We start from the raw sequence: 13,421 nt of genomic DNA, 5'->3' as shown, positions 1-13,421 counted from the left end.
AGCACTTCTCAATTAACAATCTATTCAGCAGCAGATGCGTTATTATTCAAATCAGCTGAAGCAGGCTGAGCATTTTGTGCTTGAGCTGCAGCAACCTTCTTAGCATGCTCTTCCGCAGACTCAATACCAATCTTCCAACCAGTCAACTTTGCAGCCAAACGAGCGTTCTGACCTTCTTTACCAATAGCAAGAGAAAGCTGAGCATCATGAATAAAAGCAACTGCAGTTTGATTCTTTTCACTCACTACTTGCACTTGTGTAGCAGTAGCAGGCGAAAGAGCAGCAGCAACAAACTTTGCTGGATCAGACGACCAATCGACAATATCAATTTTCTCTTGACCCAAGTTTTCCATTACAGCACGCACGCGTGAACCGCCAGGACCAATTAAAGCACCCTTTGGATTCACACCTTCAGTATTAGCTCTAACAGCAATCTTTGTGCGAGCTCCGGCTTCACGTGCAATCGACATAATAGAAACTGCTCCAGAAACAAGTTCCGGCACTTCTCGCTCAAAAAGACGACGGACTAATTCAGGATGTGAACGTGAAACAACAATTTCCGGACCACGCAAACCACGAGCAACATTTACGACATATACGCGAATACGCTCACCATGGCGGTAACGTTCACCTGGAACCTGCTCGCGACGCGGCAAAATAGCTTCAACGTCTCCAACAGCAACGTGGATATTAGTGTTATCTTTTGCGTCTTGTTGAATAATGCCGTTAATAAGCTTTCCTTTTTGACCAGAAAACGCACCAAACACGCGATCATCTTCAGCTTTACGGAAAATTTGACTAATAACTTGACGAGCCGTTGCAGCAGCTAAACGACCAAAATCATGAGGAGTATCGTCATACTCCTCTCCCAGCGTTGGAGCTGGATACGGGTTATCTTCAGTAGGTTTACCAGGAATTTCATCCCTAGCCCACACAGTGAACGAACCTGCACGTTCGTCCAATTCAACTCGCACATGCTTTGCAGGATGAGCGGTTTTCATATACGCAAGACGCAAGGCCTCGGCGAGCGCCTCGTCCAGCTCCTCGGCATTAATCCCCTGCTGTGCCGCAAGCTGATGCATTCCCGCCAAATCCAATTCCATCGCGCACGTCCTCTCGTTATAACGCATTAATTTATGATTATTAATTGTAACTATTAAAGCACACTTATTTTTTCTTCTAACGACAGTTAGCTTTAATTGTTGCAGACTTAGAACAAATACCAAATTAATAAATCGATATTGGTCACAGTCAGTGGCTATTTTAGTAGATTATGCAGACACTTTATGTTTTGTTAAATGACATGCGCAAACAAGTAAAACGCAGTATTGCCAGAGCACTCGTGCTTCTTATATGCGTTTTAATATCTCCACTGCTAACAGCCTGTGGAACATTACAAAACATTCACGTCGAGCATACAGTTCACACAGCAGCTCCAGAAAATGCATGTGCTAAAGCATACAGACTTGCGCAAAAAAAGCAGCGCGAAATCAAAAAGAACCAAAACGACACATCCATTAAGGATTTTGAAACCGCAGCAAAATATTGGAAAACTGTCGCTCAGCAATGCCCAGGAAGATTAAGCGAAAGCATTATATACAGCACGCAAGCTCAATGGGAAATGCTTTCGAAGAAAAATAGTAACGAAAATTCAAATAATGTAAGCAATAAAAGCGGAAACGAAAGCTCAGAAAATACAAAAACTACAACAGCGCAACAAATGGAGCACGATTCATACGCGAATCTTATAGAAGTAATAAATCATTACAAAAACTTCAAATGGACACATCAACCCTTAGCTCAAGCTGCAGAAGCTGAAGACAAACTTGCTTTTATTTTACAAACACTAGCAGCGAGAAAAGAGCAAAATATAGCATTGGAATACAGCGATATGGCGTCGACAAACGCTCAAACTCTTATGCGAGTTGCAGGAGAAGGAACAGACTTGCGCAAAAAAGTTTACGATATTCCTCAAGAGGCGTTAGAAAGCGGAAAAACACATGATTCAGCAAGCGGAAAAGATCTGTCGATTACCGCTATAGCTTATATGGATTGCGCTAGAGAAGAGCTAGCTGCTTTTAATCAAATAATAACTATTACGTCAAAAAATAATAATGCATCCGAGAATAACGTTACTGCAAAAAGCGATGATAACGATTCTGTAATGCGCGCTCAACAAACTCTTAAAAATGCAACTGTGCAATTAATCACATCTAGACTGCTAAGAGCTTATGAACTTGGGTATCCTACTGATACGAAGCTTATTTTGAAGTAAAACTTAACCTTGGGGCTTTTAGCCTATAGGGCATTCCCCTTTACACACAAAATAGGACTTAACCACAAACGAGAGATAAGTTGCGCACGTTTGGAGCAATTTCCAAAACAAAACGCTCCAAACAAGAGGCAGCACTCTCACAAATGGAGCGTCACACAACCTCAAACACTCCAAACGCGAGAGAAAGTTCGCGCGGATTAGGGTTATAGGCCAAAAAGTGTGTAAGAAATCATGTCTTAGACCTTGCAATACAAGGGTTTTGCGGTAATCGAATCTGTTTTCTGCACATTCGCCACCTGGACAAAAAGTGTGTAAAAATAAGCTCATAACCCTTATAGCAGTAAGGCTCGCAGTATATCGAATGTGGGCTATTTCTTATATTAAGCGGCGTTCGAAGCATGTATTAGCTGAGTATTTAACAATAAATCGTCAAAGGCTGTTACTAACGCAGATTACGTACTGCACCAGTAACATATAACCCCGCTTATCTGTTGTTAACGCAGATTACGTACTGCACCAGTAACATATGACCGTTACTTTCTTAAGATACTTGACTGAGTTTTTAACAGTGCTGAGGCTAGTTTATGCCACAGAATACTCATCAGCTTAGCTTTACACACTTTTTGGCCTATAACCCACGGATTACGATCGCTTACGAAGTTCGGCGAATTAAAAAGCCTAAAGCAATTTTACATGCTTTAGGCTTGGTTAATTCGCGGATGAAGCGAGATTCGAACTCGCGGAGGATTTTACCCTCACACGCTTTCGAGGCGTGCTCCTTAGACCGCTCGGACATTCATCCACTTACGATTTGTCGCACTGAAAGCGCATACAAACGCAACTTTTCAATTGTAAACCATGCCACGAATATAAATTTATGGCGAGTTGAAACGTTATAACTCAGACGAATCACGGCGAGCGCGAATTTTTTCAGCGCGAGAAGCAAGCTCCTCATCAGGAGGATAAGCTACATATTCCAATGTCAATCCATGAGGATCAATTGGACCCGTCGAGCCTTCACGAAGAGGAACATTGATCTTTTCCTCAAACCAATCAAAAGAACGCTTACCACGCCCAATCTGCACGCAAGCTTGCACAAGAGAACGCACCATATTGTGCGCAAAAGCATCAGCAACAATAGTAAATTCAAGCAAACCCTGCTCAACAGGCGGCACGCATCCAGTTTTAAGCTTAACGCGCACGTCATTAGCACGCGTTCCCACGCGTTCCCAACAGGCACTTTTTACATCGCGAATAGTAGTACCTCCAGGATTAGGGCGCGCAAAAGATCCAAAATCGTGAAGGCCAATCATAAGCCTCGCAGCCTGGTTCATTGCATCAACATCCAAAACATCATCAAGTTTCAAAACAAAACCGCGCATACGAGGGTCATAATCACAATAATCAGAAGCGTCGCAAATACGATATACATACGTGCGCTCTAACGCAGAAAAGCGTGCATCAAAACCAATGGGCGCAACGCTAACCTTATGCAACGAAATATCTTGTGGCAAAACATGCTTAAGCCTGTACTCGAGCGCGCAAACACCGTCCAATCCGGTATGACCTACGCATCGCAATAAAGTTTCTTCACAAACATCAAGATGACAAACCTGATGCGACGCATGCACACCCGTATCCGTACGACCAGCCACAGTAAGGCGCAGCGGCTCAGCAACATCCCCTTCTGGCACACGCAATACTGTGTGCAAAGCCCCCTCAATTTCACCCTGCACAGTTCGCAAAGTAGGCTGCTTAGCCCAACCGTAAAATCCGCCACCATCGTAAGCTAAATCTAAGCGAAGTCGCATTCAAAACCTTTCCAAACAGACTTTACACTAGCTTTTCTTATCCGAAGAGCTGCCGCCCGCAAGCGCAAAAGCACTCATAACACTACGAATAAGCTCATAAGTTTTTGAATCAATGTGCATTGTAATCTTCAATAATTTAGGAACAACATCCGACCAATGCGAAGATATTTCATCAAAAGTTGAGTAACCTAAACTGCTAAAAATGCTGTAAACGCTGTCAATTCTGCGCTTTCGCTCCTCAAATGGCAGATTCATCATCCACTCGTTTGTAGCCTTAGAAACAGCCAGAGCGCGCGGAGTTACGCAATCACAGTAGTCAAAATCACCATTTTTAACCTGCCAATACATGCCAAGATGTTGCATTAATCCAATCGAATCGGCAAATGTAACCTTATACGGCACTCCCGTATCCATAATCAATCCAATAAAGGCAGACTGCGGAACTACTTTTTCAATACGACTTGAAACATTCGCAAAAACGCTTGTGTCCACTACATCAGACGCAAAACCAGGTCCGTCCATAGAATAAATTTTTGATACAAGATCACCTAATTTTTGACTTGTAGCATCTAAGCGCATAGCCGCATAAGCAGCCATGTTCCCACCTTTTGAATGACCGACAACAATAATATTTGGATTATTATTTTGCAAGTCTACGGAAGATTTTGAAAAGCGGGCAAAAAGTTTGTTCGCAAAAATTTTATTAAAGAAGTTTTTATTAGGATAACGTTTGCTATATCTTTGCGCTACAGAAGTCAAATATTCAGCAGCAGATTCTTGCGCTGGCACTGGGCAGCGGAAAGCCATGTTGAAATCTTCTTTCCACCCAACAAGCGTACTGTCAGTGCCGCGATACGCAACAACAAGAGTATGAGGATTATCAATCCCCTCGCAATTGCTAAGATCAAAAGTAACTCCAGCAAACTGCTGTTCACAAGATTCATGAGCATTCGATTTATCAAATCGTTCAAGAATTTCGCCTACTTTAATACCTCTGTAGCGCGGATTAGCTGCAACTGCAAAAAGTAACTCTTGACGAAACTTATCAACCTTAGCTACTCCAGAAGAAAACATCGACGAAAAATCTTCAAAACGTAGCAGATCGTAAATAGGCGTAGTCGAAATAACTTTTGACTCACTGTTATATAGCGGAATAGATTTTGGCATATTTATGTATGAAAGCTCACACAAAATCAAAGCATCAACAGAATTAAAACTTCTTTGAGCAAAAGTACGAAAATCGCTTCTTACTTGATCCAAAATATTCGGCATAACTTAATAATAATACAAACAAAAAACGAGCCGAGGAAATCCTCGACTCGTTTTAGCAATTCTTCAAGAAGCGATTAAACGCTTGCTTTAAGATTCACTTTACTGATGCGTAAAGCTGGAATGCAAACTACTCGGCAGCTTCTTCTTTAGCTGCAACCTTGGTAGCTGCTTCAGCTTCCTTCACAACAGCCTTCTTTGGGCTTACTGGCTCAGTTACGAGCTCAATAATTGCCTGAGGAGCGGCATCACCACGACGTGGAGCAATCTTCACGATACGTGTGTAACCACCTTCACGCTGCTTCATCTGCTCAGCAATCTGAGTGAAAAGCACGTGAACCACGGACTTGTTGCGAATTACACGCAACACACGACGACGCGAATGCAAATCGCCACGCTTAGCGAACGAAATCAAACGCTCAGCAAGCGGACGAAGACGCTTTGCCTTTGGCAACGTCGTTACGATACGACCGTGCTGGAAGAGGCTGGTCGCCATATTGGCCAGCATCAGGCGCTCATGAGCCGGGCTAGAAGCCAGACGAGGGCCTTGTTTCGGTGTAGGCATTATTACTCCTTATTGTCGCATCGTTCAGGTGGGCATCAACCCGAACATCCGAACGTTACGACGATTGCAGGCGGAACTTACTCGTCTTCAGGCGAGAAGAAAGTGCCACCTTCGAGATTATTGGCGTCGAAGCCAATCGGTGAAGCCTTCAAAGACAGACCCATTGCCTGCAACTTCTCTTTAACTTCATCGATGGATTTCATGCCGAAATTACGAATATCGAGCAAATCCTGCTCAGTGTGAACTACCAGTTCGCCGACTGTATGAATACCCTCACGTTTCAAGCAATTATAGCTACGCTGAGTAAAATTCATATCTTCAATCGGTATAGCCAACTGAGAATCAGCTTCATCATGAGTTGGCGCTGGACCAACTTCAACACCTTCAGCATCAACGTTAAGCTCACGGCAAAGACCGAAAAGCTCAACTAAAGTCGAGCCTGCAGATGCAACTGCATCACGCGGTGTAATAGCTGGCTTGGTTTCCACATCCAGGATGAGCTTATCGAAGTCCGTGCGCTGTTCCACGCGGGTAGCTTCGACCTTATAGCTCACCTTCAAAACTGGTGAGTAGATCGAATCCACAGGAATGCGGCCGATTTCGCTGTTCTCCTGCTTGTTCATCTGAGCTGGCACGTAGCCGCGACCGCGTTCAACAGTAAACTCAATTTCAAGTTCACCATCTTCTGCGAGTGTAGCAATATGCAAGTCAGGATTAGCAATAGTAACACCGGCTGGAGGAGTAATATCTCCAGCAGTGGCCTCACCTTTACCATTCTTGCGCAAATACATCACTACAGGCTCGTCGTACTCACTCGTGAGCACGATGCCCTTGATGTTCAGCAGAATTTCAGTGACATCTTCTTCAACACCTGGCAGAGTCGTAAACTCATGCAAAGCTCCAGAGATGCGAACCGAAGTAACGGCAGCACCTGGAATAGAGCTTAACAAGGTACGACGCAGCGAATTGCCGAGAGTGTAGCCAAAACCTGGTTCCAGCGGTTCAATAGTAAAGCGAGAACGCTGGGGATTCAGTGATTCCTCGGTAAGTGTCGGACGCTGTGCGATAAGCACTTTGGTATCCTTTCAGCTTCTGGTCGGTGGTGCACTCGCCGCCCATAAGCGGGTTGGATGGATGGATTCGTAAGAGTGCTCAGACGCGGCGACGCTTTGGTGGGCGTACGCCGTTATGCGCTTGTGGGGTAACGTCGGTAATAGAACCAACTTCGAGACCCGCGGACTGGAGGGAACGGATAGCGGTTTCACGACCGGAACCTGGACCCTTAACAAACACGTCGACCTTCTTGAGGCCATGCTCCATTGCCTTGCGTGCAGCAGACTCAGCAGCCATACCTGCAGCGTAAGGAGTCGACTTACGGGAACCCTTAAAGCCGACATCACCGCCGGAAGCCCAAGAAAGGACTGCACCGGATGGATCGGTAATGGAGATAATCGTGTTATTGAATGTTGATTTAATATGCGCCTGCCCAACCGGCACCGACTTGCGGTCCCGGCGACGCGGCTTGCGCGAGGCTTGCTTTGCAGCTGCCATTGACCCTCGTTTCCTAATGACGAATGAGTTGGTATGTCTAGACGATGGAAATATATCCGTGGCCTAGAGCCGACCACCGACTACTATCGGGTGGCCTTCTTCTTCCCGGCGACAGTACGCTTCGGACCCTTGCGAGTACGAGCATTAGTCTTAGTACGCTGACCACGCACAGGAAGACCCTTGCGATGACGCTGGCCTTGATAGCAGTTGATCTGAATCTTACGACGGATGTCAGCGTCAATCTCACGACGCAAATCGCCTTCAATCTTGTAATTGGCCTCAAGATAATCACGCAAGGTGATCAGCTGTTCATCCGTAAGATCCTTGACGCGAGTGTCCGGATTAACACCGGTCGCGGCAAGCGTTTCCTTAGCGCGAGTACGACCAACACCAAAAATGTAGGTGAGGGCAATCTCAATGCGCTTCTCATTGGGAATATCTACTCCGGCAAGACGTGCCATTGTAATTCCTTTACTGTTACGCAGGTCGTGCACCAAGTCTTCCGCATTAATAGAAATTAAATGCGGCCTGGGCCTGCGCACCCAGGGTTCAGCTTCTGCTGTGACTTAGCGCCTTATTCTTTGTATTCCGCGATGGAAATCTGCTCAGCCCTGACGCTGCTTATGACGTGGGTTAATGCAGATCACCATGACGCGGCCGTGACGGCGGATCACGCGGCAGTTTTCGCAGATCCTCTTCACGCTAGGGCTGACCTTCATGGTTTTCCTTTGCTTGTACCTTACTTATAACGGTACGTAATACGCCCACGATTCAGATCGTAAGGGCTCATCTCTAGCACTACACGATCCTGAGGAAGAATGCGAATATAATTTTTACGCATCTTACCAGAGATCGTAGCTAAAACAATGTGCTCATTCTCAAGCTGAACGCGAAACATCGCATTTGGTAGTGCTTCTACTACCGTGCCTTCGACTTCAATCACACCGTCTTTTGCCATGAGCCTCGTTCCGTTCCTTGGGCATACTACTTTGCGCATCCGAAGACACGCCAATCTTTTATAATACAGTAAATGCGTCCCATTCAACACTCGGCGTGTCGAACAGAACGCATTTTACTTTTTAAATTTAAAAACGCACTACTTAATTAAGTGATTCAACAATGCGATTATTGATTTCCTTAATATCTCCAACGCCATCTACTTCAACCAACTGACCGCGGCTATCATAGATATCAAGCAATGGAGCTGTTTCCTTCTCATACGTTTCTAAACGCTTAGCAATTACTTCTGGAGTATCGTCAGAACGACCTTGCTCCACTGCACGCTTTTGCATGCGTTCGAGCAAAACATCGCGCTCAGCCTCGAGAGCCACAACGTGATCGAGAGGAGTGCCAAGCTCTTCCAACATACGATCCAAAGCTTGAACCTGAGAAGCGTTGCGAGGATAACCGTCGAGAATCCAGCCGCTCTTTGCATCGTCCTGAGCAAGACGATCCTTAACAATGCTGTTAGTCAGCTCATCTGGAACCAACTCGCCCTTGTCAAGATATCCCTGAACCTGTTTTCCAAGCTCAGTATGATTCTTAAGGTTATAGCGGAAAATATCACCAGTAGAAATCGCTGGAATGCCATAATGCTCACTTAACAAAGCGGCCTGAGTGCCTTTTCCAACGCCCTGTGGACCCATAATTAGTAATCGCATATTCATCTCCTTAGCTCGCTAACTGTAGTTACTTAGATACTTGCTTTTGCTCATCATGCTTGAACAAGAAACCAGCATACTGGAATTGTTCAGTCTGAGCCTTTGCTTGACGCAACGTATCCAAACCAACGCCAGCAATAATCAAAATTGTTGTACCACCAAATGGCAATTTTGTATTCAAATGCAAAGCCATAATCAAAACGGTAGGAATCAATGCAACAAAGAGCAAATAAATAGCACCGACAGTATTCAACCTATTCATAACATAGCTAAGATAATGACTTGTAGCACTACCAGCGCGAATGCCTGGTATGAAGCCACCATACTCTTTCATGTTATCTGCAGTCTCATCAGGATTAAAAGTAATCTCTGTGTAGAAGAAGCAGAAGAACACAATCATTACTGTGTAAAACGCAATATACCAAGCAGAAGTGGAATTAGCCAAATTAGCTTCAATCCAATTCACCCAAGCCTTGCTCTTATCTCCAAACTGAGCAATAAGAGTAGGAACAGCAAGAATTGACGAAGCAAAGATTGGTGGAATAACACCACTCATATTTACCTTTAATGGCAAATAAGTCGAAGAGCCGCCATACATTTTTCGGCCAATCATGCGACGCGTATACTGCACAGGAATACGACGCTGAGCAAGCTCAACAAAGTCAACAAATATGAGGATAACAATCAAAACGCCACCAACAATAGCGAACTTATTCCAATCGCCATTAGAACCGTTGGTTCCCCAACCAATCTCCCAAAGCTTTGGCAAGAAGCCAGAGCAAATAGACATAAAGATTAAGACAGACATGCCTTGACCGATACCCTTATCGGTAATGAGTTCTGCCATCCACATAATAAGACCAGTGCCGCCAGTCATGATCAAAACCATGACAATAAGGCTCCACATGCTTCCGTCTGGAATAATATTATTTCCGCACTGATAATTAAACAAAGCACCCGTACGTGCTGTTACCAAAATCGTAGTAGATTGCAAAATTGCCAATCCAATAGTTAGGTAACGCGTGTACTGCGTAAGCTTTGTTTCTCCAGACTGACCTTCCTTATGAAGAGCTTCGAAGCGAGGAATAACCACGCGCAAAAGCTGAATCACAATGGAAGCAGTGATGTAAGGCATAACACCCAAAGCAAAAATAGAAAGCTGCAACAGCGAGCCACCTGAGAACAAGTTAACTAACCCAATAAAGTTCTCGCTCGATGAAGCTAATTTAACAGTGCAAGCGTGCACAACTTTATAGTCCACACCCGGAATCGGAATAAATGAACCAATACGATAAATAATTATCATAGCGAAGACGAAGAGGATCTTGTTCCTCAACTCCTTCGTCCTGAAGGCCTGGATTAACGTTTTCACCTGGGTCTTCCTCCCTTTTTTCGCGCACTCCTAGGCGCAACAGTGCAAAAAACAAACTCTGAGACGATAGTTTAACCCACGGTACCTACTGAAATAGGTTATTGGTGAGTTTTGGTGATAAAAATAGTCCCTCTAGACAATGCTAGAGGGACTATCACAGATTTATAACTGCATCAAGCTTTAAGTAGCCTTTAACTACTCTTCGCTGATGGAGCCGCCGGCAGCCTCAACCTTTGCCTTAGCAGAAGCAGAAGCCTTCATACCCTTAAGAGTCAAGGCAACAGTCAATTCACCATCACCAAGAACTTTTACAGGATAGCCATCACGTACAGCGCCCTTAGTAATAAGGTCAGCTACAGTAACCTCGCCACCCTTTGGGAAAAGTTCAGCAAGATCTGCAACGTTGACGACTTGGAATTCCTTCTTGAAAGGACTCTTGAAGCCACGCAACTTAGGCAAGCGCATGTACAGTGGGAGCTGACCACCTTCGAAGCCAGGACGAACCTGATAACGCTTCTTTGTGCCCTTATCACCACGACCTGAGGTCTTACCCTTAGAGCCTTCACCACGACCTACACGGATGCGATCCTTCTTAGCTCCTGGAGCTGGGCGCAACGTGTGCATATGCAGCATTGGTTCTTCGTTAGCCATAATCAGTCGACCTCCTCGACGCTCACCAAGTGGCGAACGGCCATAACCAAGCCACGATTGACGGGGGTGTCCTCGCGAACTACGCTGTGACCAATCTTATGAAGGCCGAGCGTATGAACATTCGCGCGCTGGCGCTCAGTTGTATGAACTAAACCATGCACCAGAGTGATCTTCAAATTTGACATCACTCACCATCCTTTGCTTCAGATGCCTTGGCGGCCTGAGCTTCTTCGCGAGCCTTGCGAGCTTCGGCAATGCCGGCAGCACGCTCACGGAGCAAAGCATCAGGAGCGACTTCCTCAAGAGAAAGACCACGACGAGCAGAAATCTCTTCTGGCTCTTCGAGCTTCTTCAAAGCGTCCACAGTAGCACGCACTACGTTTACAGCAGTTGCAGAGCCCATGGACTTGGTGAGGATGTCCGTAATGCCGGCGCATTCCATAACAGCGCGTACAGCACCACCAGCAATTACACCAGTACCTGGAGCAGCTGGACGGAGCAACACAGTACCAGCAGCATCGTGACCGAGCACTGGATGAGTGACGGTGCCACGAATGCGTGGAACAGTGAACATATGCTTCTTAGCGTCAAGCTGACCCTTAGCAATAGCAGCTGGAACTTCGCGAGACTTGCCGTAACCAACACCAACAGTGCCCTTACCGTCGCCAACAACAACAAGTGCTGCAAAGCTAAAGGTACGACCACCCTTGTGGGTCTTGGAAACACGGTTAATAGTAACTACGCGATCCAGAAGCTCTTCGCCACGGTTTTCTTCACGACGATTACGACGTTCGCCGCGTTTACCCTCGCCCTTGTTACGGCGAGAACGACGATCATCGTTACGCTCCTCAGCGGATGCCTGAGTGTTCTGAGTTTCTTCAGCCACTTGGGTTTCCTTTTCGTTGTCGCTCACAGTGCCAGACCTCCCTGACGGGCGCCTTCAGCCACTGCTGCGACGCGACCATGATATTTGTTACCGCCACGGTCGAAGACTACAGCGGTGATACCCGCTTCCTTCGCCTTAGCCGCTACTAATTCGCCAACCTTGGTTGCAGCTTCAGTCTTCGTGCCAGTGAAACCAGCGAAGTCAGCAGTCAAAGTGGAAGCACTTACCAAAGTAATTCCCTTGGTATCATCCACAATCTGAGCAACCATATGACGGTTAGAACGGGAAACAACTAAACGAGGACGTTCAGATGTGCCGGCAATGTGCTTACGAAGACGGGCGTGACGACGCAAACGTGCGACTTTGGTACCCTTACCGAAAATCTTAACGCTCATATCACTTACCAGCCTTTCCAGCCTTGCGCAGGATACGTTCATCGGTGTACTTAATACCCTTACCCTTGTAAGGTTCTGGAGCACGAAGCTTACGAATGTTAGCAGCAACCTGACCAACAGTCTGCTTATCGGTGCCCTTTACGATTACCTGGTTAGGATTTGGCAACTCGAACTCAATACCTGCCGGTGGTTGAACGGTAATAGTGTGAGAATAACCGAGCGAGAACTCAATGCCCTTGCCCTTCATCACTGCACGATAACCGGTACCGACAATATCCAAAGTCTTGGTGTAGCCTTCATGTACACCCTTCACCATAGAAGCAACAATTGCACGAGCCAAACCATGCTTTGCACGAGTTGGACGCAAATCGTCAACTGGAGTCAGAACAATCTGATTGTCAGCGACTGCTGCGGTGATTCCCTCTGGAATTTCATAAGAATCAGAACCCTTAGCGCCTTTGACGCTGAAGGACTGACCTTCAATCTTTACTTCCACGCCTGTAGGAATGTCGACGGGGAGCTTACCAATATGCGATGCCATCTTCAGCTCTCCTTTCTCACCATACGTAGGCGACGATTTCGCCGCCAATGCCTCGATCGAGGCATTCCTTCTGAGTCAACAATCCCGAGCTGGTCGAGATAATAGCAATACCGAGGCCACCAAGAGGCATTGGCAAAGCATCAGACTTTGCGTAACGACGCAAGCCTGGCTTAGAAATGCGCTTGATGCCTTGGATAGAACGCTGGCCATTGGAGCCATACTTCAACGTAATTTCCAACGTCTGTCCAACCTTAGCTTCCTTAGCAGCGAAGTCCTTAATATAGCCTTCGTGCTTCAGAATCTCGGCGATATTCGCCTTGAATTTGGAGTACGGCATTTCCACGGTATCGTGCTTTGCCGCGCTCGCATTACGCAGACGTGTCAACATGTCTGCGATTGGATCTGTCATTGTCATGTGGGCTAACGCCCTTTCTCGCCGTGGTT

The 13,421-nt window shown here is 46.0% G+C and carries 18 protein-coding genes and 1 tRNA gene; 1 reads left to right on the top strand and 18 read right to left on the bottom strand.

What is annotated here, in order from left to right; all coding sequences use genetic code 11:
- Window positions 1-20 precede the first annotated feature (20 nt).
- Window positions 21-1,103 (bottom strand): transcription termination factor NusA, encoded by a 1,083-nt coding sequence (gene nusA, locus HXT37_RS01625; protein WP_004109632.1) that lies wholly within the window; start codon window positions 1,101-1,103, stop codon window positions 21-23.
- Window positions 1,104-1,273: 170 nt separating this feature from the next.
- Here nusA and HXT37_RS01620 point away from each other — a divergent pair, with 170 nt between their 5' ends.
- Complete coding sequence (locus HXT37_RS01620; RefSeq protein WP_064622096.1) at window positions 1,274-2,275, top strand: hypothetical protein; 1,002 nt, start codon at window positions 1,274-1,276, stop codon at window positions 2,273-2,275.
- A 716-nt stretch (window positions 2,276-2,991) separates the two neighbouring features.
- Here HXT37_RS01620 and HXT37_RS01615 read toward each other — a convergent pair.
- The 17 genes from HXT37_RS01615 to rpsH form a co-directional block, all read right to left on the bottom strand.
- Window positions 2,992-3,077: transfer RNA gene (locus HXT37_RS01615), tRNA-Ser, on the bottom strand.
- A 91-nt stretch (window positions 3,078-3,168) separates the two neighbouring features.
- Window positions 3,169-4,086 (bottom strand): tRNA pseudouridine synthase A, encoded by a 918-nt coding sequence (locus HXT37_RS01610; protein WP_064622099.1) that lies wholly within the window; start codon window positions 4,084-4,086, stop codon window positions 3,169-3,171.
- A 27-nt stretch (window positions 4,087-4,113) separates the two neighbouring features.
- Complete coding sequence (locus HXT37_RS01605; RefSeq protein WP_421779621.1) at window positions 4,114-5,358, bottom strand: Mbeg1-like protein; 1,245 nt, start codon at window positions 5,356-5,358, stop codon at window positions 4,114-4,116.
- A gap of 127 nt (window positions 5,359-5,485) precedes the next feature.
- Entirely contained in the window at window positions 5,486-5,920 is a 435-nt protein-coding gene (gene rplQ / locus HXT37_RS01600) for a 50S ribosomal protein L17 (RefSeq protein WP_421779619.1), read from the bottom strand.
- A 77-nt stretch (window positions 5,921-5,997) separates the two neighbouring features.
- Window positions 5,998-6,993 (bottom strand): DNA-directed RNA polymerase subunit alpha, encoded by a 996-nt coding sequence (locus HXT37_RS01595; RefSeq protein WP_004574084.1) that lies wholly within the window; start codon window positions 6,991-6,993, stop codon window positions 5,998-6,000.
- Between the two features lie 79 nt (window positions 6,994-7,072).
- Window positions 7,073-7,471 carry a 30S ribosomal protein S11 gene (gene rpsK, locus HXT37_RS01590; protein ID WP_004105468.1) on the bottom strand — a complete coding sequence of 133 codons (399 nt, stop codon included), beginning with the start codon at window positions 7,469-7,471 and terminating at the stop codon, window positions 7,073-7,075.
- A gap of 83 nt (window positions 7,472-7,554) precedes the next feature.
- The gene (gene rpsM / locus HXT37_RS01585) at window positions 7,555-7,932 is read right to left on the bottom strand and encodes a 30S ribosomal protein S13 (RefSeq protein ID WP_004105472.1); all 378 of its coding nucleotides are present in this window, start codon (window positions 7,930-7,932) and stop codon (window positions 7,555-7,557) included.
- A 144-nt stretch (window positions 7,933-8,076) separates the two neighbouring features.
- A complete protein-coding gene (rpmJ, locus tag HXT37_RS01580) occupies window positions 8,077-8,190 on the bottom strand; it encodes a 50S ribosomal protein L36 (protein ID WP_003842636.1) in 114 nt (37 codons plus the stop codon).
- Window positions 8,191-8,210: 20 nt separating this feature from the next.
- Window positions 8,211-8,429 (bottom strand): translation initiation factor IF-1, encoded by a 219-nt coding sequence (gene infA / locus HXT37_RS01575; protein ID WP_004105485.1) that lies wholly within the window; start codon window positions 8,427-8,429, stop codon window positions 8,211-8,213.
- 142 nt (window positions 8,430-8,571) lie between these two features.
- Window positions 8,572-9,132 (bottom strand): adenylate kinase, encoded by a 561-nt coding sequence (locus HXT37_RS01570; RefSeq protein WP_012913828.1) that lies wholly within the window; start codon window positions 9,130-9,132, stop codon window positions 8,572-8,574.
- A gap of 28 nt (window positions 9,133-9,160) precedes the next feature.
- Window positions 9,161-10,504, bottom strand: a complete 1,344-nt coding sequence (gene secY / locus HXT37_RS01565; protein WP_004574086.1) for a preprotein translocase subunit SecY — start codon at window positions 10,502-10,504, stop codon at window positions 9,161-9,163.
- A 195-nt stretch (window positions 10,505-10,699) separates the two neighbouring features.
- Window positions 10,700-11,155 carry a 50S ribosomal protein L15 gene (rplO, locus tag HXT37_RS01560; protein WP_004105490.1) on the bottom strand — a complete coding sequence of 152 codons (456 nt, stop codon included), beginning with the start codon at window positions 11,153-11,155 and terminating at the stop codon, window positions 10,700-10,702.
- A 2-nt stretch (window positions 11,156-11,157) separates the two neighbouring features.
- Window positions 11,158-11,340, bottom strand: a complete 183-nt coding sequence (rpmD, locus tag HXT37_RS01555) for a 50S ribosomal protein L30 (protein WP_004105491.1) — start codon at window positions 11,338-11,340, stop codon at window positions 11,158-11,160.
- Window positions 11,340-12,068 (bottom strand): 30S ribosomal protein S5, encoded by a 729-nt coding sequence (rpsE, locus tag HXT37_RS01550; protein WP_004574087.1) that lies wholly within the window; start codon window positions 12,066-12,068, stop codon window positions 11,340-11,342. The genes rpmD and rpsE overlap by 1 nt, the downstream gene beginning before the upstream one ends.
- The gene (gene rplR / locus HXT37_RS01545; RefSeq protein WP_004109670.1) at window positions 12,065-12,436 is read right to left on the bottom strand and encodes a 50S ribosomal protein L18; all 372 of its coding nucleotides are present in this window, start codon (window positions 12,434-12,436) and stop codon (window positions 12,065-12,067) included. Before rplR ends, rpsE begins: the two co-directional genes overlap by 4 nt.
- 1 nt (window position 12,437) lies before the next feature.
- Window positions 12,438-12,977 (bottom strand): 50S ribosomal protein L6, encoded by a 540-nt coding sequence (gene rplF, locus HXT37_RS01540; protein ID WP_119504592.1) that lies wholly within the window; start codon window positions 12,975-12,977, stop codon window positions 12,438-12,440.
- Window positions 12,978-12,993: 16 nt separating this feature from the next.
- On the bottom strand, window positions 12,994-13,392 hold the full coding sequence (rpsH, locus tag HXT37_RS01535) for a 30S ribosomal protein S8 (RefSeq protein ID WP_004105495.1): 399 nt from the start codon (window positions 13,390-13,392) through the stop codon (window positions 12,994-12,996).
- Between the last annotated feature and the right edge of the window lie 29 nt (window positions 13,393-13,421).

Origin of the sequence: Gardnerella sp. DNF01151 (assembly GCF_049244235.1) — a bacterium.
Taxonomy (GTDB): Bacteria; Actinomycetota; Actinomycetes; order Actinomycetales; family Bifidobacteriaceae; genus Bifidobacterium; species Bifidobacterium swidsinskii.
Note: the sequence above shows the minus strand (reverse complement) of the source record. Positions and strands in the feature narration are given on the sequence as shown.